Here is a 21,578-nt window from a genome sequence, read left to right as displayed (position 1 = left end):
TCAACCGGTGGGGGGCGCGTAGCGCTCGCGCAGCAGGCGCTTGAACAGCTTGCCGGTGGGCTCGCGCGGCAGGGCATCGGTAAAATCGATCCGGCGCGGGGTCTTGACCGAGCCCAGCTCGCGCCGGGCAAAAGCGCGCAGTTCCTCGGCAAGTGCAGCGTCGGCGGATATGGAAGGGGCCGGCTGGACCACGGCGAGCACCAATTCGCCCATTTCCTCGCACGGGACCCCGATTACGGCCACGTCGGCGACGGCGGGATGGGTGACGAGCAGGTTTTCGATTTCCTGCGGATAGATGTTCACCCCGCCCGAAATGATCATGAAGCTCTTGCGATCCGAAAGGAACAGGAAGCCGTCACGATCGACATGGCCGATGTCGCCCAGTGTCGCCCAACCGCGCGCGTCATGCGCTTCCGCCGTCTTTTCCGGGTCGTTGAGATATTCGAACGTCGGCCCGTCGCTGAAATAGACCGAGCCGATCGCGCCTGGCGGCAGCTCTTGTCCCGCTTCATCGAGAACGTGCAACTGCCCCAGCACGGCACGGCCGACGGAGCCAGGCTTTTGCAGCCATTCCTCGCAGGACAGGGCGGTGATCCCGCAGCATTCGGTGCCGGAATAGTATTCGTGCACGATCGGGCCGAACCAATCGATCATCGCGCGCTTGACGAGCACGGGGCAGGGGGCGGCGGCATGGACCACGGCGCGCAGCGAAGAGAGATCATGCGCGGCGCGCACTGCATCGGGCAGCTTGAGCATTCGCACGAAATGGGTGGGGACGAATGTGGCGTGGGTGATCCGGTGGCGTTCGATCAGGCGCAATGTCGTTTGGGCATCGAACCTTTCCATCACCACAACCGTTCCGCCCAATTGTTGCACCGCCATGGCCCAGCGCAACGGCGCAGCATGGTAAAGCGGTGAGGTGGAGAGATAGACGGTGTGCTGGTCCATCCCATAAAGCGTGGCGCCCATCCGCATCAGCGGCGTTTCGGCGCCGATCGGCCCATCGGGCAGCGCCGGCATCACGCCTTTGGGACGGCCCGTGGTGCCCGAGGAATAGAGCAGGTCGGTCCCGGCGCTTTCATCGGCGATCCGGGTTTCGGGCAGACGCGCGGCTGCGGCCTGCCAGTCGCCCAGCCGATCGTCGGCGCCGGTCCAGCGATAGGCGGAAAGGTTCGGCAGGTCGGCCAGCGCCGCCTGGGCAAGTTCGGCATGCTCGGCTGAAACCACCAACAGCTTCGCGCCGCAATCGCGCAGGATATAGGCGATGTCGCGCGGGCTCAGCTTATTCGAGATCGCCGTCTGGTACAGCCCCGATCGCTGCGCGGCCCAGCCGAACACGAACACTTCGGGCGCGTTGGCGAACAAGGTGGCGACAACGTCGCCCCGCCGCAGCCCCAGTGCCCGCAATTGCCATGCGCTCTGGTTGGACAGCGCCTCCAGCGTGCCGAAACAGATCGTCTCGCCGGTTTCGGCCAGCACCAGGGCGGCCTTGTGCGGGTTGCGCGCGGCATGATCGGCCGGGTGCATGTTTCCTCTCCTTTGCTCTTGTGCTGGCGAGGAACCACGCGCGTGGGGCGGGCAGCAACCGGCGCGCAAGAAATGTCAAAATCCGCGCACCGCCCGGGCAAAGCCCAATCGCCCGATGTTCGCTATTCCCCATTTCATCGCAATCCGGGCAACGGATGCCAATGGAGAGGCCACGTGATCCCCAACGAACCGCAGCGGCAGATCCGCGATGATGTCCACGCGTTGGCGCAAGCGCGGTTTCACCCCGCGACGCGGCCTGCGCAGCAGAAGGCAGTGCGCCCGCGCTGTTCCGCAAGCTTCGCGTGCAAGGCGATCAAGCGCACCAGGAAGGAACGTTTGTGACCGGCCCAAGCATTACCGTCGAGCGTGACGGCCCCCTCACGATCATTACCCTTGCCCGGCCCGAGGCGCACAACGCGCTGCATGCTGCAGCACACGAGGAGTTGGCGGCAGTGTTCGATGCGTTCGCTGCCGATCCCGACCAATGGGTGGCGATCATCACCGGCGCTGGTGAAAAGGCCTTCTGCGCCGGCCATGACCTGAAGCAGCAGGCATCGGGCGGTGGCATGGCAACGCCGCCCAGCGGCTTTGCCGGCCTTACCGCGCGGTTCGACCTGGCCAAGCCGGTGATCGCGGCGGTGAACGGGGTGGCCATGGGCGGCGGGTTCGAGATCGCGCTGGCCTGCGATATCATCGTCGCACAATCGCGCGCGGTGTTCGCCTTGCCCGAGCCGCGCGTGGGGCTGGCCGCGCTCGCCGGTGGTATGCAGCGGCTGCCACGCGCGATCGGCCTGAAGCAGGCGATGGGCATGATGCTCACCGGCCGGCGGGTATCGGCCGAGGAAGGGATGCGGCTGGGCTTTGTCAACGCGGTGACGGACGGAGACGTGCTCGCGCTCGCCCGGCAATGGGCGGCAGACATTCTGGCCTGCAGCCCAATGGCCGTGCGGGCGACCAAGGACGCGGTGCTGCGCGGGCTGGATACGCCGGCCGAGCGGGCCATGGCCGAACAATGGTCTTACCCCGCGCTGGAAGCGATGCTGTTGTCGCAAGACGCGGCAGAAGGCCCGGCTGCCTTCGCCGAAAAGCGCGCGCCCGTGTGGAAGGGCTGCTGACCATCGCCGTGGCGCCAACATCGCCACGGGCCGCAAACCGAATTTTCAGGGAGTCTGAGCATGGCTGAAGCCTATATCGTAGAAGCCGTTCGCACCGCAGGCGGCCGCCGCAACGGCCGCCTGGCAGGGGTGCATCCCGCCGATCTGGCTGCCACTGTGCTCAACGCACTGGTTGATCGCAGCGGCATCGATCCGGCGGCGGTCGACGATGTGATCCTGGGTTGTGTTACCCAGGCGGGTGAGCAGGCCTTTGCGTTCGCCCGCAACGCCGTGCTCGCATCCAAGCTGCCGGTCAGCGTGCCGGCGGTGACGATCGATCGGCAATGCGGATCGTCGCAACAGGCCGTGCATTTCGCGGCCCAGGCGGTGATGTCGGGCACGCAGGATATTGTCATTGCTGCCGGGGCCGAGAGCATGACGCGGGTGCCGATGTTCTCCAACCTGGCGTTCCACCAGCGTGAGGGCATCGGCATCGGTCCTGTCAGCCCTGCCATCGCCGCGCGTTTTGGCGTAACCGAGTTCAGCCAGTTCCATGGCGCCGAGATGATCGCGCGCAAGCACGGCTTCGATCGCGAGACGCTCGATCGCTATGCACTGGAAAGCCATCGCCGCGCGGCGGCCGCCACCGAAGCGGGAGCCTTTGCCGACGAGATCGTGCCCGTGCTGGTCGATGGCGAACCGCATCTGCGCGATGAGGGCATTCGGTTCGACGCGACGCTGGATGGGATTGGCGCGGTGCGGCTGCTGCAGGAAGGCGGCGTGATCTCTGCCGCCAATGCCAGCCAGATCTGCGATGGCGCCAGCGGCGTGCTGGTGGTGAGCGCGCGCGCGCTTAAAGCGCATGGGTTGACCCCGATCGCGCGGATCGTTGACCTTACCGTCACCGCCGGCGATCCGGTGATCATGCTTGAAGAGCCGCTGTTTGCCACCGATCGGGCGCTGCGCAAGGCGGGGCTCTCGATCGACGCGATCGACTTGTACGAAGTGAACGAAGCGTTCGCGCCCGTGCCGCTTGCCTGGCTCAAGCATGTCGGCGGCGATCCCGCGCGCCTTAATGTCAACGGTGGGGCGATCGCGCTCGGCCATCCGCTTGGTGCCAGCGGGACCAAGCTGATGGCCACGCTGATCCACGGGCTGCGCGCCCGCGGCAAGCGCTACGGACTGCAGACCATGTGCGAAGGCGGCGGCATCGCCAATGTCACGATCGTCGAGGCGCTGTGATGGCGCTGCGCACGCGGATCACCGAACTGCTCGGCATCGAGCATCCCATCGTCCAGGGCGGCATGATGTGGGTGGGGCGGGCAGAGCTTGCCGCTGCCGTATCGAACGCGGGAGGACTGGGCATGCTCACCGCGTTGACCCAGCCCACCCCTGGCGACCTGCGGCGCGAAATCGATCGCTGCCGGGCAATGACCGATCGCCCGTTCGGTGTGAACCTCACCATCCTGCCCTCGGTTTCGCCACCGCCCTATGCCGCCTATCGCCAGGCGATCATCGAGAGCGGCGTTACGATCGTCGAGACCGCCGGCCACCGCCCGCATGAGCATGTCGCAGCATTCAAGGCGCATGGCATCACCGTGATCCACAAATGCACGGCCGTCCGCCATGCCCTGTCGGCCGAGCGGATGGGGGCCGACGCAATCTCTATCGACGGGTTCGAATGCGCCGGGCACCCGGGCGAGGATGACGTGCCGGGCCTGGTGCTGATTCCGGCCGCCGCCAACCAGGTGCGCGTGCCGATGCTGGCAAGTGGCGGCTTTGCCGACGGGCGCGGATTGGTCGCGGCGCTGGCGTTGGGGGCCGAGGGCATCAACATGGGTACCCGTTTTTGCGCAACGGTCGAAGCGCCGATCCACGAGACGGTGAAGCGCTTCCTCGTCGCCAATGACGAGCGCGCGACCAACCTGATCTTCCGCCGCTTTGGCAATACCGGGCGGGTGGCCAAGAACAGCGTGTCTGACGCGGTGATCGCGCGCTCGGGCGATCCTGACGCGGTGTTCGAAGACATTCGCCCCCTGGTATCCGGCGCGCGCGGGCGAACGGCACTGGAAAGCGGTGACCTCGATGCCGGGCTGATCTGGGCGGGACAAGTCCAGGGGCTGATCCATGATGTGCCCACGTGCCGCGATCTGATCGAGCGGATCGTGGCAGAGGCAGAAACGCTGATTGCGGGGCGGCTGGCCGCGTTCGCGGCGCGATAGCGGGCGCCCTGCAAAGCCCGCAACATGGTGTCATGCCGCTGCTGGTGCCGCAGGGGCAACGCGGGCCATGTTGCAGCAAGGCGGGCAAATGCCTTTCATCGGGCCTAGACTCGCCGGCGCTTGCTCCGGCCCGGCCCTGCAGTGCATGGTTGGGGTTGTCCCCTTGCCAAGGCTCTTGCGCGCTTGACCGATCTTGCCCCCATTCTGGCGACCATCGCGGTTTATGTCGGCGTGTTGAGCGTGATCGGCTGGCGGGCAGACCGGCGGCCGGCATCCGCCGCGGGCGCGTCGGGGCGATGGCGCGGGATGCGCTATGGGTTGTCGCTCGCCACGTTGTGTTCCGCCTGGACCTATTTCGGCGCCGTGGGCGATGCCAGCGAGGGAAGCTGGCTGTTCGTCGCCAATGCGCTTGGCCCGGTCCTGGCGTTGACGCTGCTGGCACCGGTGTGGCGCCGTATCGCGCTGCTCGCCAAGCAGGAAAATGTCGGCTCCCTGGCAGATTTCCTCGCCGCGCGCTTTGGCAAGAGCCGGGCGTTGGGCATTCTTGCCTCGCTCGTGGCAACGCTCGCGGCGCTCCCCTACATCGCCCTGCAACTCAAGGTGCTGGCCGATGTATGGGGCTTTGCCTCCGCCCGCCGTGACAGCGAAGGCGCAAGTGCGCTGGCGATCGTGGTCGTACTGGTGGTTTTGGCGATGGCATTTGGCACGCGGCGGCCCAGCCTGACCCAGCACAGCCGCGGCTTCGTCAGCATGATCGCGGTGGAATCGCTGGTGAAGCTTGCCGGTCTTGGTGCGGTGGCAGCCCTGGTCGTCGTGCTGATGGCCGGCGCGGTTGCGGGCGGCACGACGGCGGCGACGCCGCATCTGTCGGGCGTGTTGCCGCCCTTGCAGGCGGCCGCGCTGCCAAGCTTTGCCACGCTCACCGCCTTGTGCACGATCACCGCCTTTACGCTGCCGCGCCAGTTTCACCTGGGCTTTGTGACATTGGAGCGCGCCGAAGACATTCGGTGGGCGCGGCGGGTGGTTCCGGCCTATTTCGCGCTTTGGGTGCTCGCCACGCTGACGATTGCGATGGGCATCCGCGCCGGCCTGGGTGGCACGGGCGTGGCGCCCTATTTGCAACTGCTCGCCATTCCGATGCAGCGCCAGGAAAGTGTCGTGTCGGCGCTGGCGCTGCTCGGCGGCCTGTCGGCGGGCGGGGCGATGGTGGTGGTCGAACTCACGGCCATTTCGGCCATGGTGTCCAACGAGGTAATCCTGCCGATCCTGGCGGGCCAGTTGCGCCGATGGCGTGCGGACCAGGCGATCGGCGCCGTGGTCGTTGCCGTGCGCCGGGTCACCGTGGTGCTGCTGGCCGCCCTGGCCTGGTTCTATTACCTTGGCATTCGCGACATCCAGAGCCCGACCGAGCTTGGCCTTACCGCGCTGACCGCGTCGGCGCAGCTGGTTCCGCCGCTGATCGGCGGGATATACTGGCGTCGCGCCCACGCGCGCGGCGCCATTGCCGGGGTGGCGGCGGGCATCCTGGTCTGGCTGGGCACGATCGCCATCCCTGCGTTCACCACGGCAGCCGGGCCGGCGTCGGGGGGCGGCAGCGGCATGTGGCCGGTGGCGCAGGCGCCGTTCGTCAACCTTGCCATCTTCGCCAGCCTGCTGATCAACACCGCGTGCTTCATCGCTTTTTCCCTGGGCGCGCGGCCGCGCCTGATCGACGAAATCCAGGCCAACCGGTTCGTGCTCGATCCCGTGGCGGTGGACGAGCGCGGTGGCCATGACATCGGCGCGAGCGTGGGTGACTTGCGCCGGCTGCTCGAACAGTTCATTGGCGTGGCCGAGACCCAGCGCACGCTGGCCGATTTCCACGCGCAGTCTCGCCGCGCGATTGCGCCCGATGCGGCGCCGGTTTCGCCCGCGCTGGTCCGCGCTGCCGAGCGCGTGCTGGCCGGCGTGATCGGGGCGCCCTCGGCACGCAACGTGGTGGCGATTGCCATGGCCCAAGGCGGCCGGGATGCCGAAGAGATCGGGCGAATTCTCGATGAGGCCAGCCACGCCGTGCAGTTCAGCCGAGAACTGCTGCAGACCACGCTGGAAAGCCTGCCGCAGGGGGTCTGCGTGCTCGACGCGGAAGGCCAGCTTGTGGTGTGGAACGCGCAGTACATGGCCCTGATGGGAATTCCGCCCGATACCGTGGCCGTGGGGCGCAGCCATGGCGGGCTGCTTGCGGCCGCCGGCCTTGCGCAGATGCAAGGCCCGGCGATGCAGGCCAAGACCGAGATCACTCGTGCCGACGGGCGTGTTCTGGCCGTCTCCCGCAAGGTGATCGCCGGGGGCGACGTGCTGCTGACGGTGGACGACGTGACCGAGATCAAGCGGGCCCAGGCGATCCTGACCCAGGATCGATCGGCGCTTGAGAAGCGCGTGGACGAGCGCACGCGGGCGTTGACGCATGCCAACAGCGCGCTGGAAGAAGCACGCCGCGCGGCCGAGCAGGCGACCCGCGCGCAGCGCCGTTTCGTGGCTGCGGCCAGCCACGATCTGGTGCAACCCATGCATGCCGCGCGCCTGTTCATCGGCAACGCCACGTTGGGCGTCAGCGGCGCCGAGCAGCGCGATCTGCTGGAAAAGGCGGACCAGGCGGTGGAAGGCGCGCACCGTATGCTCCAGGCGCTGCTAACGCTCTCGCGGCTGGAACTGGGCGCCTTGCAACCGCGCCAGGAGGCGGTCGACGTCAACGCCGTGATCCATGCGCTGGCGGCCGAGTTTGCGCCGGTGGCCACGGCGCGCGGGCTGCAGCTGGTTGTGCTGCCCACCCGGCACTGGGTGCGCAGCGACCGCGACCTGCTGCGCTCGATCCTGCAGAATCTTCTGGTCAATGCGCTGCGCTATACTCCGCAAGGGCGGATCGTCATGCTGGCACGCCGGCGCGGCGCGATGCTGCGGATCGAGGTGCGCGATAGCGGGGTGGGCATGGCCGAGAGCGAGCTGCCGCTGGCTTTCCGCGAGTTCAGCCGCCTGCCCGAGGGGCAGAGCCTGGCCGAAGGCACAGGTCTGGGCCTGGCCATCGTGGCGCGGATCGCTGGCGCCTTGGGGCATCCGCTGGATGTCCATTCGCGGAAAGGGGCTGGCAGCGTCTTTGCCTTGCATGGGCCATTGACGCCGGCCGCGCCGCGCGTTGCGGTGTCGGTTCCGGCGATGGCCGATCTTGCCGGCATCCGCGTGCTGTGTCTTGACGATGACGCTGACATCCTCATCGCCATGAGCGCGCTGATCGAGCGCTGGGGCGGTGTGGTGACCCGGTGCCGAACGCTCGCCGAAGTGCCGGCCAACGGGGCATGGGACGCGGCCATTGCCGATTACCTGCTGGACGAAGGCAACGGGCTCGACTTGCTGCGCACGCTTGCCGGGCGCTGCCCGCTGCGCATTCTCGTCACCGCGACGGCCGACGAAAGCTGGGTCGAAACCCTCGAGGCCGAAGGCATCGTGCTGCTCGACAAGCCGACCCCGCCGCTGGCGCTGCAAGCGTTGCTGGTGCGCCATGCCCCCGCTGTGGCCGGCTGACAAGGGGCCGTGGCGCGGCGCTCAGTCGCGCATTGCCGCCAGCAGTTGCGCGCGGGTCTGGACCCCGAATTTGCGGAACAATCCGGTAAGGTGGTACTTGATCGTCGCTTCGGTGAGGCCGAGTTCATAGGCGATCTGCTTGTTCATCAGCCCGCGCTGCACCCCGTCGAGGATGCGCCCCTGCGTTGGGGTAAGGGGATCGCGCGCGGCATCGCTATCAAGCGAGACGAACCACGCCTCGCCGGCAAACAGGCTTTCAAGCGCGGCCGATAGCTCCTCCACGCCCGCCGCCTTTGACAGGAACCCTGCCGCCCCGCAGGCGCGGGCAGTGAGCACGGTCTCGGCATCGTCGGTGGCCGAAACGATCGCCACGGTCGCTGCGGGCGCGTGGGCTTTGAGGCCGAGCAGCCCGGCCACGCCCTGGCTATCGGGCAGCTTGAGATCGAGCAGCACCAAAACGTCGCGATCATCGGGAGAAAGCGCCTGCCGCGCGGCGCCCAGCGTATCGTATTGCTCGATTTCCAGACCCGGTGCGATCTGCATCACCGTTGCGGCCAGTGCCTGGCGGAACAGCGGGTGGTCATCAACCAGCAGGACACGCAGGCAAATGGTTGCCGCAGACTGATCGGGGGCTGGTTCGGGCCCGCTGTGCATTGCGTAAGGTCCATTGTTGCTTGGGCGCCAAGCCTACTCGGCCTTGGTGCGGGCGGGCAAGCGGTGGCCGGCTCGACCTATGTCTAGGCGCTTTTGCCTGCCGGGCAAGCTAAGCGACAGGCCGGGGCCGCCACTGCGGCTGCAATGAAGAAAATCAATAGGGAGTGAGCGATGTCCGAATGGCGGAAACCCGCGTTTGCGGAAACGATGAGCCGTGCCCGGTCCAAATCCGATACATGCGCCGCCGGACTGCCGCTGCGCACCGGCCTGTCCGGCCTGGCGATGACAATGGCCTTGATGCTTGCCCCTGCGGCACAGGCCCAGGCACCGAGCCAGGGCGCCTCGCCGGCGCCTTCGGCCGTGGCGCCATCCGCCACCGGCGCTTCGGCTTCGCCCGACGTTGCCGGGCCCGATATCGTCGTCACCGCGTTCAAGCGTGCCGAAACCTCGCTCAAGGTGCCGGCGGCGATCGCGGTCCTGGGCGGCGCGGATTTGCGCACCGTGGGCGTCAATTCGGTCAACGATGTGCAGAACCTGGTGCCCGGCGTGGTTGTGGGCAACGGTTCGTTCGGCACCAACGTCACCATCCGCGGCGTGACCAGCAGCGACCAGACTTCCAAGGGTGAGTTGGGCATCGCGTTCAACATCGATGGCGCGTTCATCGGCCGCGGCCAGGAGCAGGGGGTTGCCTTCTTCGACATCGACCGCGTCGAAGTGCTGCGCGGGCCACAGGGCACGCTTTACGGGCGCAGTTCCACCGGCGGCGCCATCAACGTGATCACGCGCAAGCCGGTGCTCGACCGGTTCGAAGGCTATGCCCGGGTGGAAGCCGGCAATTACGACACCCGCCGGGCCGAGGCGGCCATCAACATTCCGATCACCCCTATCCTGGCGGTGCGCATTGCGGGCAACATGAACGATCGCGATGGCTACCTCCGCCCGGTGGACACCACCGTCAGCGGCGCCACCGGCACGACGCGCCTGTCCGCAGCGGGCCAGCCGGCCAAGGGCGACCAGAAGGACCGCACCGGGCGTTTCTCGGTTCTGCTCAAGCCCAGCGATGATTTCAGCGCCACGCTGGTCACCACCGTCGGTCATATCGGCGGCGTTGGCCCGGGCAACGCGCTGCTGTCCAATCTCGAGGCCGGCGGGCAGAAGGCGTTCGAGATCATCCCCAATCCGATCCCGGCCTATCAGGATAACGACTTCGTCAACGTCAACGGGCAAGTCACCGCCCGCGCCGGCGGGGTGCAGTTCGACGTGCTGGGCAGCTATCAGCATTTCAGTGCGCGCAACCAGGTGACCGGCAACGCCAACCCCTATGACACCGGCAGTGCCGATGCGCCAGGTGTGTTCCTGCTCGACCAGTATACTGGTCGCTTCGCCACTTCGCAGGTGGAAGCACGCATCTCCAACGCCGAACCGGGCGTGATCGATTACGTGGCGGGCGTGAACTACTATTACGAGAAGATCCACGAGAGCGACCACAACTGGAAAGTGCCGGTCGATACCTGGACCGACACGTCGACCTGGCTGACGGCGATCGATCCCGTCAACACCACCACGCACAAGTCCTACGGCGTGTTTGGCCAGGCCACCGTGCACTTGTCCGACCGCTTCAGCGCGATCGGCGGGCTGCGCTACAGCAACAACGAGAACGCCCGCGTCGGCACGTTCGCGGTCAACGTCGCCACCGCCAGCAACCCGGCGTGCACTTATCCCAACGACTGCATCGGCGGGGCCAACAGCGGCAGCGAGAAAGACCACAAGGTGACCTGGAAAGTCGGGCTCAACTACCAGGCAACTCCGAACGACCTGTTCTACGTCTCGGTCGCGACGGGGTTCAAGGCGGGTGGTTTCAACGATTATGACCCTGCCACCGGCGCTTCGGTCGTGCCCTATGGCCCGGAGTCGATGACCGCTTACGAGATCGGCTACAAGGGGCGCCCCGCGCGCGGGCTGACCTTTACCTCCAGCGCCTATTACTACGACTATGCCAAGGACCAGATCAACGGCCTGGCGCTGTTCGTGGGCGCCGCGGGTGTTACCGGCGTGCTCTATACCCAGTTGGCGCCGGTCGAAATTTATGGCTGGGAGAACGAACTGCGCTACCAGGTCGACCGCAACACCGCGGTCAACATTGGCGCGGCCTATGCTCACTCGCGCATCCGCTCCCTGAAGACCGGCTACCTCGGATATCTTACGGGCGTCTTTGCAGACTGGTCTGGTTATGCGCTGCCCAACCTGCCGGCCTTCACACTCAACGGGGCGCTGACGCACACGATCGATCTTGCCAACGGGGCGCAAGTGCGGCTGCGCGCGGCAAGCAAGTACAGCACCTCCTACCTGCTCAGCGACTATGCCAATGCCGTGCAATACCGCCAGAGCCCGTTCACCCGCAGCGACGCCAGCATCACCTATGCGACGCAGGACGATGGACTGACCGTGCAGCTTTTCGTCGAGAACATCGAAAACAAACTGCAGAAGACATTCGGGCCCAACGGCTACAACGGAACCTACGGTGGCTTTACCGGCAGCGTCGCCGCGCCGGAAGCCGATGGCACCGCCTTCCCGGTCGGGTCGGTGAATTTCTCCACCTCGCTGCCTCGGCTGTATGGCGTGCGCCTTGGCGTGAAGTTCTGATCGATGGCCGCGGGGCATCGTCTGACCCGGCCCCGCAGCACAAACCTCATGCAAACGGAACCCGTGCCACCCATGGCCACAACCCAGACCTGGTCCACCCGCGGCATCGCCGTGATGTGGCTGTGCTTTGCCCTCAACATGGTGGACGGCGTCAATGTCTTCGTTCTCACCTACGTCGCCCCTGCGCTCCAGCGGGCCTTTGGCGTTGGTGCCCCCGCGCTGGCGGTGGTGTTCAGCGCGGGGCTGGTAGGCATGGCGATCGGCGGGCTGGCGGTCGCGCCACTGGCCGATCGCGTCGGGCGGCGGCCGGTGGTGCTCTTCGCGCTGGTGCTGATGGCCACCGCGATGATGGCGAGCGGGCTGGCCACCGGCATCGTCACGCTGGCGCTGGCGCGGATTTTCGTGGGTATCGGCATCGGCGCGGTGCTGGCCAGCATCACCGCGCTTTCGGCCGGGTTCGCGCCCGATGCGATGCGCCACGTGGCCACCGGCGTGCCCCAGGCGGGCTACCCGGTGGGGGCAACGCTGGCCGGCTTCGTGGTGGCCCGGCTCCTGCCGCTCCACGGTTGGCAGGCGATGTTCATTGGCGCCGGGCTGGTGAGCCTGCTGTTGCTCCCGGTGTGCTGGTATGCGCTTCCAGAGGCGCCGCGCGGCAGCGAGGAATTGGGGCGCCGTGAAACCGCCCAGGTTGGAATTGCAGCGGCGCTTGGCGGCCCGCGGCGGCGCAACACGATGCTTTTGTGGCTGTGCACGATCAACGGCTTCATGGCGCTCTATTTCATTGCCAGCTGGATCACCAAGCTTGCCATCCAGGCCGGCCTTGCCCCCACCGATGCGATCATTGCCAGCGCCATCTACAACGCCGGCGCTTTCGTCGGCACGATCGCGCTCAGCTTCCTTGCCACGCGCTGGAACCTCAGGTGGCTGATGTTCGCGATGCTGTGCGGCGCCAGCGTGCTCTTCGTGGTGTTCGGGGCCATGGCCATGCCGCTCGCCGGCGTGCTCACCGTCTGCTTCCTGATCGGCATCACGCTCCAGGGCGGCGTCAATTGCAACTATCCCCTGGCCGCCACGGTCTATTCGGCGCCCGTGCGCGCCACCGGCATCGGCTGGGCCATGGGGATCGGCCGCGGCGGCGCGCTGCTGGGGCCGATGATCGGGGGCTGGGCGATCGGGCTCGGCCTTCCGCTCGTGGCGATCTTCGGCATGTTCTGCCTGCCGATGCTGATCACCGGTCTATGTGCCCTGGCCATCCGCGAGGACCGACCGTGACTTTCATTCCCGCGCGCTCGCAAAGGACTGTTTCCATGTTGAAGCGATGTTTCGTGCTGCTGGCGTTCGTGCTGGCGTTTCTGACCGCCGCAGCGCCGGCAACGGCGGCTGTTCCGGCCAAAGCACAGCCGGCTGCGCCCGGCCTTGCCAAACTGGCGCCCGTGGCGCCGGCGATCGATTGTGCGGCGCTGGCCAAGGTCGATCTCACCCGCGTGGCCGGCGCGACGACCACGCAGACCGCCGAGGTCGTTACCGGCACGCATCCCTATTGCCGGGTATCGGGCACGGTCGCGCCCGCTATCCGCTTCGAGGTGCGCCTGCCCCTGTCGGGCTGGACCCAGCGCTATCTCCAGACCGGCTGCGGCGGGCTTTGCGGAAACCTGCGCATCGATGCCGGCAAGGCGGATGGCTGCGTGCCGGTGACCGATGGCGCCATCGTGCTTGCCAGCACCGACATGGGCCACCAGGGCATGGATGCCGCCTGGGGCGCCAACCCGCAGCAGCGCGAGGATTTCGCCTGGCGGGGCGTGCATCTCACCGCGCTGGTCGCCAAGGCATTGACCACGGCGTTCTATGGCCATCCGCCCCGCTATTCCTACTTTTCCGGCTGTTCTGACGGCGGGCGCGAAGCGCTGATGGAAGCGCAGCGTTTCCCGCAGGATTTCGACGGTATCGCCGCTGGAGCCCCGGCGCTGCATTTCTCCGTGCAGAATTCGTTCCATCACGCCTGGCTGGCCCGCGCCAACACGGCGGCAGACGGGCAGCCCATCCTGCTTGCCGCAGACTTGGCCCCGCTGCATCGCGCCGCACTGGCCGCCTGCGATGGGCTTGACGGCTTGGTCGATGGCCAGATCACCGATCCACGCACCTGCCGCGTCGATCCTGGCGTCCTGCTGTGCAAGGGCGCCTACCAGCCCGGCCGCTGCCTGACCCTTGCCAAGATCGAAACGGCGCGCGCCATCTATGCCGGCGCCCGCACGGCAGAGGGTCAAACCCTTGAAGTTGGCCCGCTGATGCCGGGCAGCGAACTTGGCTGGGCCGGCGTCTTCGTGCCGGCAGCGCCTGGCGCGCCGCTGTTGAGTGCGATGATCGCCGGGCAGGCCATCAATCACCTGATCTTCGCGCCTGGCGCCAGTCCGGGCTTCACCCCGCAGACCTTCCCGTTCACGGCGGAGACGCAGCGCAACGAACAGGCAGCCCGTGCGCTTTACGACGCCGATGATCCACGCCTTGACGCGTTCGCTGCGCGCCGGGGCAAGTTGATCCTCTGGCATGGCTGGGCGGACCCGCATATCAGTCCGCTCAACAGCATCGACTATTTCGAACAGGTCGGTGCGGCGATGGGGCCCGATCGGCGCGATGCGTTTGCCCGCCTGTTCCTGTTTCCCGGCATGGGGCACTGCTCGGGCGGAGATGGGCCGAACACGTTCCCGCTCCTTGCCGCGCTGATGGCGTGGGTGGAGGGCGGCGCTGCGCCGGACCGGCTGGTGGCGCATCGCAGTTCACCCACGCAAGATGGGCAGCCCATGCCACCGGCTGGCCTCCGTCGGGGGGAAGGTGGTTTGCCGCAAGCCGGTGGCCCAGCCATGCTGCCGCCTGCGCCGCAAGCGTCCTCCCCCGCGCTGGCGCCGCGCAGCCGCCCCGTGTTCCCCTTTCCCCGCGTGGCCCGCTACATCGGCCGCGGATCGATCGATCGTGCCAGTTCGTTCGCGCCGGCCTTGCCCGCCGCTCCGCCAACGCCAACGGATTGAACCCGGCAGGGGGGAATGCGCTTGCGGCCTTACCGCAACGGCGGATGTCCCCTCTGCCCGCCTGCGGGCTGGGCGCTAGACCTGGCGCACCCCGAATAGGTGGCGGCGCACGGCCACCAGGTGCTCGCGCATCGCCCGTTCTGCTTCCGCAGGGTCATGCTGGCGGATGGCCGCCACCACGTGGGCATGGTGCGCGTCGGTATCGGTCTTGGGGCCAGGTTCTGCGCCGAAAACCTGTTCCAATCGCCGGTCGAGCGTGGCTTTCATCTGCGTGCGCAGCGTATCGTAGAGCAGCACCAGAAGGACGTTGTGCGCCGCCTTGGCGATTTCCCGGTGCAGCCGTTCATCCAGCCGCTTCCAGTGAAGGAAGCTGGGCGGCTCGGCCATGTCGGCAAGGCAGGCGTCCATCGCAGCCAGATCTTCGTCGGTGGCGTGGATGGCGGCTTCGGCGGCCAGTTGCGGCTCCAGGATCAGGCGCGCGCCCAGGATATCCCCCACGCTGAATGACGCGGCGAAATCGCGCACTTCCACCATCTGGCGCGGCCCGATGAAAGTGCCCTTGCCGACATGGCGCCAGATCGCGCCTTCCTCCTCCAGCCGACGCAACAACGTGCGCAGCCGCCCGCGCGAGACGCCCAGCGTTTCGCCCAGGCGCGGTTCGGGCGGCAGCCGTTCTTCACCCCGCGCGGCTGTTTCATCCAGCAACGCGCGCAAGCGGGCAAGGTCTTCGTCTTCGGCCAAGAAATCCTCCGTAGCCACGCCGTATCACAGCCGGCCGCTGCATGATATCCAATCAATATGGAAATTGACATGCATCAATCACGGATATACGCCTAACCAAACCGGTCAGGACTCGCGTGTGGCCGGCACCACGAAAGGATCGCTTCATGCTGCCAGTGCCGCAAACCCTGCTGCTTTCGGACGCCGATGTCCGTTTGGCGTTTGACTGGGCGGCAGGGGTCGATGCCCTGGCGGCTGCCTATGGCGCATCCGTGGCTGCGGCCCAGTTTCCGCCGCGGACGATGGCGCGCGGCAATGGCTTGTGGCTGCGTACGCTGTCGGGCGTGCTGCCCGGCCAGAAGGTGATCGGCGCAAAGCTGATCGCCGCGTCGATGACGGCACAGGCCGCATCCTATCTCATCCCGCTGTTCGACGGCGCGACCATGGCATTGACGGCATTGCTGGACGGCGCTTCCGTGACGGGGCTGCGCACCGCAGCAACGTCTGCGTTGGCGGCACGGCGGCTGTGCCGCGAGGTTGCGCCGCGCGTGGCGGTGATCGGTTCGGGTTTCGAAGCGCGCACGCATCTTGAAGCCCTGGCGCGTTCCGGCGCGCTGGGCGCGGCGCAGGTGTTCAGCCCGCGCGAAACGAGCCGCACCGCGTTTTGCCAAAGCATGGCGGAAAAGGGCATCGCGGTGACGGCTGCGGAAAGTGCCGAGGCGGCTGTGGCGCAGGCCGACCTGGTCCTCTGCGCGGCACGATCGCGCGATGAAAGCCCAACCGTGCTGGGCAACTGGCTGCGGCCGGGCATGACCGTGATCTCGATTGGATCGACCCTGCCCGAGCAGCGCGAACTCGATCCCGAGGCAATCGCCCGGGCGGACCTGATCGTCGCCGACATGGTCGAAGAAGTGGCCGATGACACTGGCGACATGATCGCGGCCAACCAGGCGGGCGTGGCATTTGCCCACAAGCTGGTGAGCCTAGAGGCCGTGATATCAGGCACGCATCCGGGGCGCACGGCGGCAGAGCAGATCGTGCTCTACAAGTCGGTCGGCGCCGCCATCCAAGACCTCGCCATCGCCGCGCTCTGCGTCGATCGGGCCCGCGCTGCCGGTCTTGGCACTTCCATTCCCGCTCCGGTCCGCCCGGTGGACAAGAGCAAGTAAAAGGACGGTCTCCATGCCCAGCTATACCCGCTCCGACGCCCGCGCCTGGGCGCGCGACAAGATGCTTGGCGTTGCCAACGTGGTCATCCCCACGATGACCGGCGATTTCAAGCGCCTCAACGAGGCCGCCGTGCGGCACGATGTGGAACAGACCATCGCGCACGGCTTCGTCGGCACCCTGGCCTGTTCGGAAGTGGCGATGACAATGGCGGAATACCGTCGCTTCGTGGAAGTGATGGTGGAGCAGGCCGCCGGGCGCATCTTCGTGGTGCACCATGCGGTGTTCAACACCCTTGAAGACAATATCGAGGCTGCCTTGCTGGCCCAGGCCGCCGGCGCGGAACTGGTTCTGCTCGGCTATCCGCCATATTTCTATCCGCAATCGCTGGAAGAAGTTTACGCCTATACCAAGGTGTTCTGCGATGCGGTGGACATGGCCGTGATGCTGTTCCCCATTCCCACCTGGGGGTTTGGCCGGTTCAGCCCGATCGACATGCCGATAGACCTGCTGCGCCGCCTGGTCGACGATTGCCCGAACGTGGTTGCGATCAAGGCCGAAGGCGGGATGCCCCACATCATGGGGCCGATCGAGGTTCACCGCGCGTTCCATGACGAAGTCGTGATCTCTTTCCCGATGGAGCACGAATTCATCCCGCTGGCCCAACTGATCGACGTGCCGTTCTGCGGCACCAACTTCTCGGCCTTTTTCGGCCCGGTGCTCCCGCGGGTGTTCGCGTTGCTGCAAGCCCGGCGCTTTGACGAGGCGACCGCCGAATTTCATCGCATCGATCCCGCGCGCAAGGCGTTTGCCAGCGTGCCGCAGGCCGGCAACGGCCTGATCAACCGCATGATGTGGAAGTATGAAGGCTGGCTGCAGGGTTACAACGGCGGGCCACTGCGCCACCCCACCGCGCGCGTCTATCAGCGCGACATGGTCGCGCTTCGGCGGGGGCAGGAAGCGGCGGGGCTGCATCCCACCGCCGATGCCGACGCGCTGTTCTTCATCGGCCGGAACCCGGCGTGAAAGGAGCCCTTATGGACAAGCTCACTGTGCTGCCGCTCAAGGATGCCACGCTTCTGCGGCAGGCGATGCTGGTGGATGGCCAGTGGATCGGCGCCGACAGTGGCGAGACGATCGAGGTGCGCAATCCCGCCACCGGCGCGCTGATCGCCCGCGTGCCCAAGGGTGGCGCGGCCGAAACGCGGCGCGCGATCGATGCGGCGGCGCGTGCGCTGCCCGCGTGGCGTGCGGCGCTGGCCAAGGATCGCGCCGCCATCCTGCGTCGGCTGTTCGATCTGATGATCGCGAACATCGATGACCTGGCGCTTCTCATCACCTCGGAGCAGGGCAAGCCCCTGGCCGAAGGGCGGGGCGAGGTTCTCTATGCAGCCAGTTTCATCGAGTGGTTTTCCGAAGAAGCGAAGCGGGTCAACGGGCAGGTCATCCCGCAGAACCTGCACGGCCGCCGCATCTTGGTGCAGAAGGCGGCGGTGGGCGTCTTTGCCGCGATTACGCCGTGGAATTTCCCTGCCGCGATGATCACGCGCAAGGCGGGGCCGGGCTGGGCTGCCGGATGCACGGGCGTGATCAAGCCGGCCAGCCAGACGCCGCTTACCGCGCTGGCGCTGGGCGTGCTGGCCGAGCGCGCGGGGCTGCCGGCCGGCGTGTGCAACATCGTCACCGGCAGTGCAGGCGCGATCGGTGCGGAATTGACCGCCAGCCCGCTGGTGCGCAAGTTGTCGTTCACCGGATCGACCGAAATCGGCGCGAAGCTACTGCAACAGTGCGCGCCGTCGATCAAGCGGACCAGCATGGAACTGGGCGGCAACGCGCCGTTCATCGTGTTTGACGATGCCGACCTGGAAGGCGCCATCAAGGCGGCGCTGGTAGCCAAGTATCGCAACAGTGGCCAATCGTGCATCGGCGCAAACCGCTTCCTGGTGCAGGCCGGGATTCACGACGCATTTGTCGCGCGGTTGGCAGAGGAGACCGCGCGGCTCAAAGTGGCCGCTGGAACGCAACCCGATGCCGCAATCGGCCCGCTGATCGACGAAGCCGCGCTTGCCAAAGTGGAGGAGCACATTGCCGACGCCGTTGCCAGGGGGGCGAGCGTGGCCGCAGGCGGCAAGCGCCACCGGCTGGGCGGCAATTTCTTCGAGCCTACCGTGCTGGCCGATGTGCCACGCGAAGCCAGGATATTCGGCGAGGAAACCTTCGGGCCGGTCGCCCCGGTGTTCCGCTTCGAAACCGAGGACGAGGCCGTGGCCTTGGCCAACGATACGCCCTTTGGCCTTGCCGCCTATCTCTGCGCGCGCGACGTCGGCCTCATTTTTCGTGTCATGGAGGCGCTCGAATTCGGCATGGTGGGGGTGAACGAAGGCTTGATCTCCACCGAAGTCGCCCCGTTCGGCGGGGTCAAGGCTTCCGGGCTCGGCCGGGAAGGCGCGCAAGTTGGCATCGAGGAATACCTGGAGACGAAATACGTCGCGCTGGGCGGCCTCTGAGCGATTGGCGTTCGGGCGACGCCGGCAAGGCGCGCGACATGCTTGTGCAATTGATGCGCGGCGGCCAGGTACGGTCGCTGCGCATGGCCGCCGTGCTGCGCGATCCGACGCAGAACATTTTCCTGCGTCCCGGCGATCTTGTCACCCTGGACCACGAACCGCAAAGCGTGGTCATGCTGGGCGCCACCAACAAGCAGAGCGAGGTGTTCTTCGGCAAGGCGCGGCTGACCTTGGCCGAGGCGATCGGCAGGCCGACCCTTATGGCGTCTATGTCTTGCGGTACGAACGCGCGGATATCGCGGCGCGCCTGCGGACCGCCCCGCTGCCCGACTATCTGACCCTGGGCGACACCGTGCCAGTGGTCTACCACGTGGACTTCCGATCGGCCGAAGGCATGCTGCTGGCGCAAAACTTCCAGATGCGCGACCTGGATATCGTCTATGTGGCGACGTCACCGTCGGTGCAGATCGGCAAGCTGGCGGTCCTGCTAAACTTGGTCACGTCGATCTTCAAGTGCAACTCGTACAACGCGTTCAATTACTGACCGGGTATGGCCCGGGCCGCCCCGACCAGGGCGGCTGGGGCGGCGATGGGCGCGATCGTCAAGTCGCCTCGATATGGCGCGCGATCTGGGCGAGGGTGGCGAGATCATCGGTGTTGCCGCCGGCGCTGTCGATCAGGTCGGCAAGACGCAGCCAGGCCGCGCGATCGGCGCTTTCGTAATGCGCGGGAAGCGATAGCTCCCCCTCGCGCGTGGCGACCACGGCCAGGGCCGGGTCCCATTCGCTGCTATCGGGAAGCACGATCCGGCGCATGCGATCCAGGCTGTGTATGCGCAGGTCGCACGTCAGCTGGCCGGGCGTTTCGACCGCCGTGAATGCAATCTGGGCACCGGCGCCGGCAAGCCGTCCACGCGCGATCGTGGCACTGGGCATGGCGCTCTCGGTCACCACGTGCTCCACCGGGCCCACAAGCGTCGTGACAAAGTGCAACTGGTCGAACAGGGCCAGCGCGTGCGGCCGGGCAGAGCGGCCGGTCGTCAGGCAATCGATCAGGACCGGTGCCTCGTCCGCACTGGCGGCCGAGCGCAACTGCGCGACCGTGGCGTGCGACGACCATTGGCCGCGCACCACGACCGTTGCACCTTGTGCCTGGGCGGCCGCGCGGACCTGCGCGATTGCCGTGGCCAGTGCCGGGCGGGGGCGATCGAGCAAGATGCCCCGGGTGCCATGGGCAAGCGCGGCCAGGACAGCCGCGCACCAGTCACCGCCGCCGTTGATCGCCCGTGCCTGTGGAGGTTGTCCGTTTGCGGCCAGGGCCAGCGTTTTGGGCAGGCTGGCGATGACAGTCGCCAGGACGTGGTCGGTTCCGGTGTCGGCACCGACGAGAATGGGGCAGGGAGCTGTCATGCGGCGTGCTCCATGGCCCAGGCGCTGCACCGGTCGGCCAAGGTCAGGGCCAGGTCGATGTCCTCGACCGCTGCGGCGAGGCCGTGCAGCGGCGCGGCGCCAGCGCAGACCACGTCGTGAAGCTGGACCCATTGGGCGAGATAGCCATTGGCCGTGACCGGCGGAACGATCGCCGTCCCACTTTCAGAAACCAGCGTAACCCGGCCCGATCCCGCGGGCACATAAGATGGGGTGAAATCCACGCGCACTTCAGCGTCCGCGCCAAGAAAGGCCATCGACCATTCCGACCAGCGGTGGGTGTGAAGCGTTGCGGTCAACTGGACCAGGCGCCCGCCGACGGCGAGATGGATATCGTAGGCGAAGGGGGGCAGCGGCCGGGCCGAAAGCACGCGCAGATCGCCCCAGTCCGGCACGATTTCCCGGATCAGCGGCAGTTCGTGCACCGCCAGCCCGATGATCGTGGCGCGAATGATCGCCGCCCGCACCGGCGCCACAGTGAGATCGAACGGCGGCGGATAGCCCTTGCGGCCGATAATCTGGCCGGACCAGTCTTCGAACAAGGGATTGGGTGGCAGCACGATGGTGGAGCGGATCAGCGTGGCTGCCGCCATGTGATTGCGATGCCGTGCCAGTGCCGCCTGCCATGCCGGATCGTAGACATGCATCGTGCCCACCTGGACATGGCCACCGGTGCGCCGCGCGCAGTCGAGAATACGTTGCGCGTCGCCAGCGGAGGTGGCGAGTGGCTTTTCCACCAGCACCGCCTTGCCTGCCTCCAGCGCGGCGATCGCATGGTTGGCATGAAGGTCGGACGGCGAATTGATCGCGACCACCTCAACCGCCGGATCGGCCAGCAGGGCGTCCACGTCGGTACCGGCCCGCGCGCCGTGCCACGCGGCGACATGCGCGGTGGTCGATGCGGTGCGGCCGGCGATGTGAACCACGCGAAACCGGTCGCGCAGGCGCATCAGGGTGGGCAGATGAAGCCCCTGGGTAACCGGCCCGGTGCCGATAATCCCGACGCCCAGTATTCTTGACATGGTTTCCTCCGAGG

At 67.0% G+C, this 21,578-nt stretch carries 18 protein-coding genes; 13 read left to right on the top strand and 5 right to left on the bottom strand.

Annotated elements, in window-relative coordinates; translation table 11 throughout:
• Positions 1–1,527, bottom strand: coding sequence for an acyl-CoA synthetase (locus FHW94_RS08855; protein ID WP_168555260.1), 1,527 nt, complete (start codon positions 1,525–1,527; stop codon positions 1–3).
• Between the two features lie 174 nt (positions 1,528–1,701).
• Here FHW94_RS08855 and FHW94_RS08850 point away from each other — a divergent pair, with 174 nt between their 5' ends.
• The 5 genes from FHW94_RS08850 (at position 1,702) to FHW94_RS08830 (ending at position 8,401) form a co-directional block, all read left to right on the top strand.
• A complete protein-coding gene (locus FHW94_RS08850) occupies positions 1,702–1,869 on the top strand; it encodes a hypothetical protein (protein WP_168555259.1) in 168 nt (55 codons plus the stop codon).
• Positions 1,866–2,642, top strand: coding sequence for an enoyl-CoA hydratase-related protein (locus FHW94_RS08845; protein WP_168555258.1), 777 nt, complete (start codon positions 1,866–1,868; stop codon positions 2,640–2,642). Before FHW94_RS08850 ends, FHW94_RS08845 begins: the two co-directional genes overlap by 4 nt.
• A 60-nt stretch (positions 2,643–2,702) precedes the next feature.
• Complete coding sequence (locus tag FHW94_RS08840) at positions 2,703–3,863, top strand: acetyl-CoA C-acetyltransferase (protein ID WP_168555257.1); 1,161 nt, start codon at positions 2,703–2,705, stop codon at positions 3,861–3,863.
• Positions 3,863–4,843: a nitronate monooxygenase family protein gene (locus FHW94_RS08835; protein ID WP_168555256.1), complete on the top strand. Its 981-nt coding sequence runs from the start codon at positions 3,863–3,865 to the stop codon at positions 4,841–4,843. The genes FHW94_RS08840 and FHW94_RS08835 overlap by 1 nt, the downstream gene beginning before the upstream one ends.
• Positions 4,844–5,026: 183 nt before the next feature.
• Positions 5,027–8,401, top strand: coding sequence for an ATP-binding protein (locus FHW94_RS08830; protein WP_168555255.1), 3,375 nt, complete (start codon positions 5,027–5,029; stop codon positions 8,399–8,401).
• Between the two features lie 21 nt (positions 8,402–8,422).
• Here the strand turns inward: FHW94_RS08830 and FHW94_RS08825 are convergent, their stop codons facing one another.
• The gene (locus tag FHW94_RS08825) at positions 8,423–9,055 is read right to left on the bottom strand and encodes a response regulator transcription factor (protein WP_168555254.1); all 633 of its coding nucleotides are present in this window, start codon (positions 9,053–9,055) and stop codon (positions 8,423–8,425) included.
• Positions 9,056–9,226: 171 nt separating this feature from the next.
• On the opposite strand from FHW94_RS08825, the gene FHW94_RS08820 reads away from it, so the two are divergent.
• From FHW94_RS08820 to FHW94_RS08810, 3 genes are all read left to right on the top strand, one after another.
• Positions 9,227–11,698, top strand: a complete 2,472-nt coding sequence (locus tag FHW94_RS08820) for a TonB-dependent receptor (RefSeq protein ID WP_168555253.1) — start codon at positions 9,227–9,229, stop codon at positions 11,696–11,698.
• A gap of 72 nt (positions 11,699–11,770) precedes the next feature.
• Positions 11,771–12,970, top strand: coding sequence for an MFS transporter (locus FHW94_RS08815; protein ID WP_168555252.1), 1,200 nt, complete (start codon positions 11,771–11,773; stop codon positions 12,968–12,970).
• 35 nt (positions 12,971–13,005) lie between these two features.
• A complete protein-coding gene (locus FHW94_RS08810; protein ID WP_168555251.1) occupies positions 13,006–14,721 on the top strand; it encodes a tannase/feruloyl esterase family alpha/beta hydrolase in 1,716 nt (571 codons plus the stop codon).
• Between the two features lie 75 nt (positions 14,722–14,796).
• Here FHW94_RS08810 and FHW94_RS08805 read toward each other — a convergent pair whose 3' ends face one another.
• Positions 14,797–15,462: an FCD domain-containing protein gene (locus tag FHW94_RS08805; protein ID WP_168555250.1), complete on the bottom strand. Its 666-nt coding sequence runs from the start codon at positions 15,460–15,462 to the stop codon at positions 14,797–14,799.
• A gap of 146 nt (positions 15,463–15,608) precedes the next feature.
• On the opposite strand from FHW94_RS08805, the gene FHW94_RS08800 reads away from it, so the two are divergent.
• The 5 genes from FHW94_RS08800 to FHW94_RS08780 all read left to right on the top strand — a co-directional run bounded on the left by FHW94_RS08800 (position 15,609) and on the right by FHW94_RS08780 (position 19,659).
• Positions 15,609–16,610 (top strand): NAD(P)-binding domain-containing protein, encoded by a 1,002-nt coding sequence (locus FHW94_RS08800; protein ID WP_168555249.1) that lies wholly within the window; start codon positions 15,609–15,611, stop codon positions 16,608–16,610.
• 13 nt (positions 16,611–16,623) lie between these two features.
• Positions 16,624–17,634, top strand: a complete 1,011-nt coding sequence (locus FHW94_RS08795) for a dihydrodipicolinate synthase family protein (RefSeq protein ID WP_168555248.1) — start codon at positions 16,624–16,626, stop codon at positions 17,632–17,634.
• 65 nt (positions 17,635–17,699) lie between these two features.
• Complete coding sequence (locus FHW94_RS08790; RefSeq protein ID WP_282599577.1) at positions 17,700–19,115, top strand: NAD-dependent succinate-semialdehyde dehydrogenase; 1,416 nt, start codon at positions 17,700–17,702, stop codon at positions 19,113–19,115.
• Positions 19,116–19,198: 83 nt separating this feature from the next.
• Entirely contained in the window at positions 19,199–19,453 is a 255-nt protein-coding gene (locus FHW94_RS08785; RefSeq protein ID WP_168555246.1) for a hypothetical protein, read from the top strand.
• A complete protein-coding gene (locus FHW94_RS08780) occupies positions 19,390–19,659 on the top strand; it encodes a hypothetical protein (RefSeq protein ID WP_168555245.1) in 270 nt (89 codons plus the stop codon). Before FHW94_RS08785 ends, FHW94_RS08780 begins: the two co-directional genes overlap by 64 nt.
• A gap of 58 nt (positions 19,660–19,717) precedes the next feature.
• On the opposite strand, the gene FHW94_RS08775 is transcribed toward FHW94_RS08780, so the two are convergent.
• On the bottom strand, positions 19,718–20,524 hold the full coding sequence (locus FHW94_RS08775; RefSeq protein ID WP_168555244.1) for a hypothetical protein: 807 nt from the start codon (positions 20,522–20,524) through the stop codon (positions 19,718–19,720).
• A complete protein-coding gene (locus tag FHW94_RS08770; protein ID WP_168555243.1) occupies positions 20,521–21,564 on the bottom strand; it encodes a Gfo/Idh/MocA family oxidoreductase in 1,044 nt (347 codons plus the stop codon). Before FHW94_RS08770 ends, FHW94_RS08775 begins: the two co-directional genes overlap by 4 nt.
• Positions 21,565–21,578 lie beyond the last annotated feature (14 nt).

Origin of the sequence: Novosphingobium sp. SG720, from assembly GCF_012275365.1 — a bacterium.
Lineage (GTDB): Bacteria > Pseudomonadota > Alphaproteobacteria > Sphingomonadales > Sphingomonadaceae > Novosphingobium > Novosphingobium rhizosphaerae.
Note: the sequence above shows the minus strand (reverse complement) of the source record. Positions and strands in the feature narration are given on the sequence as shown.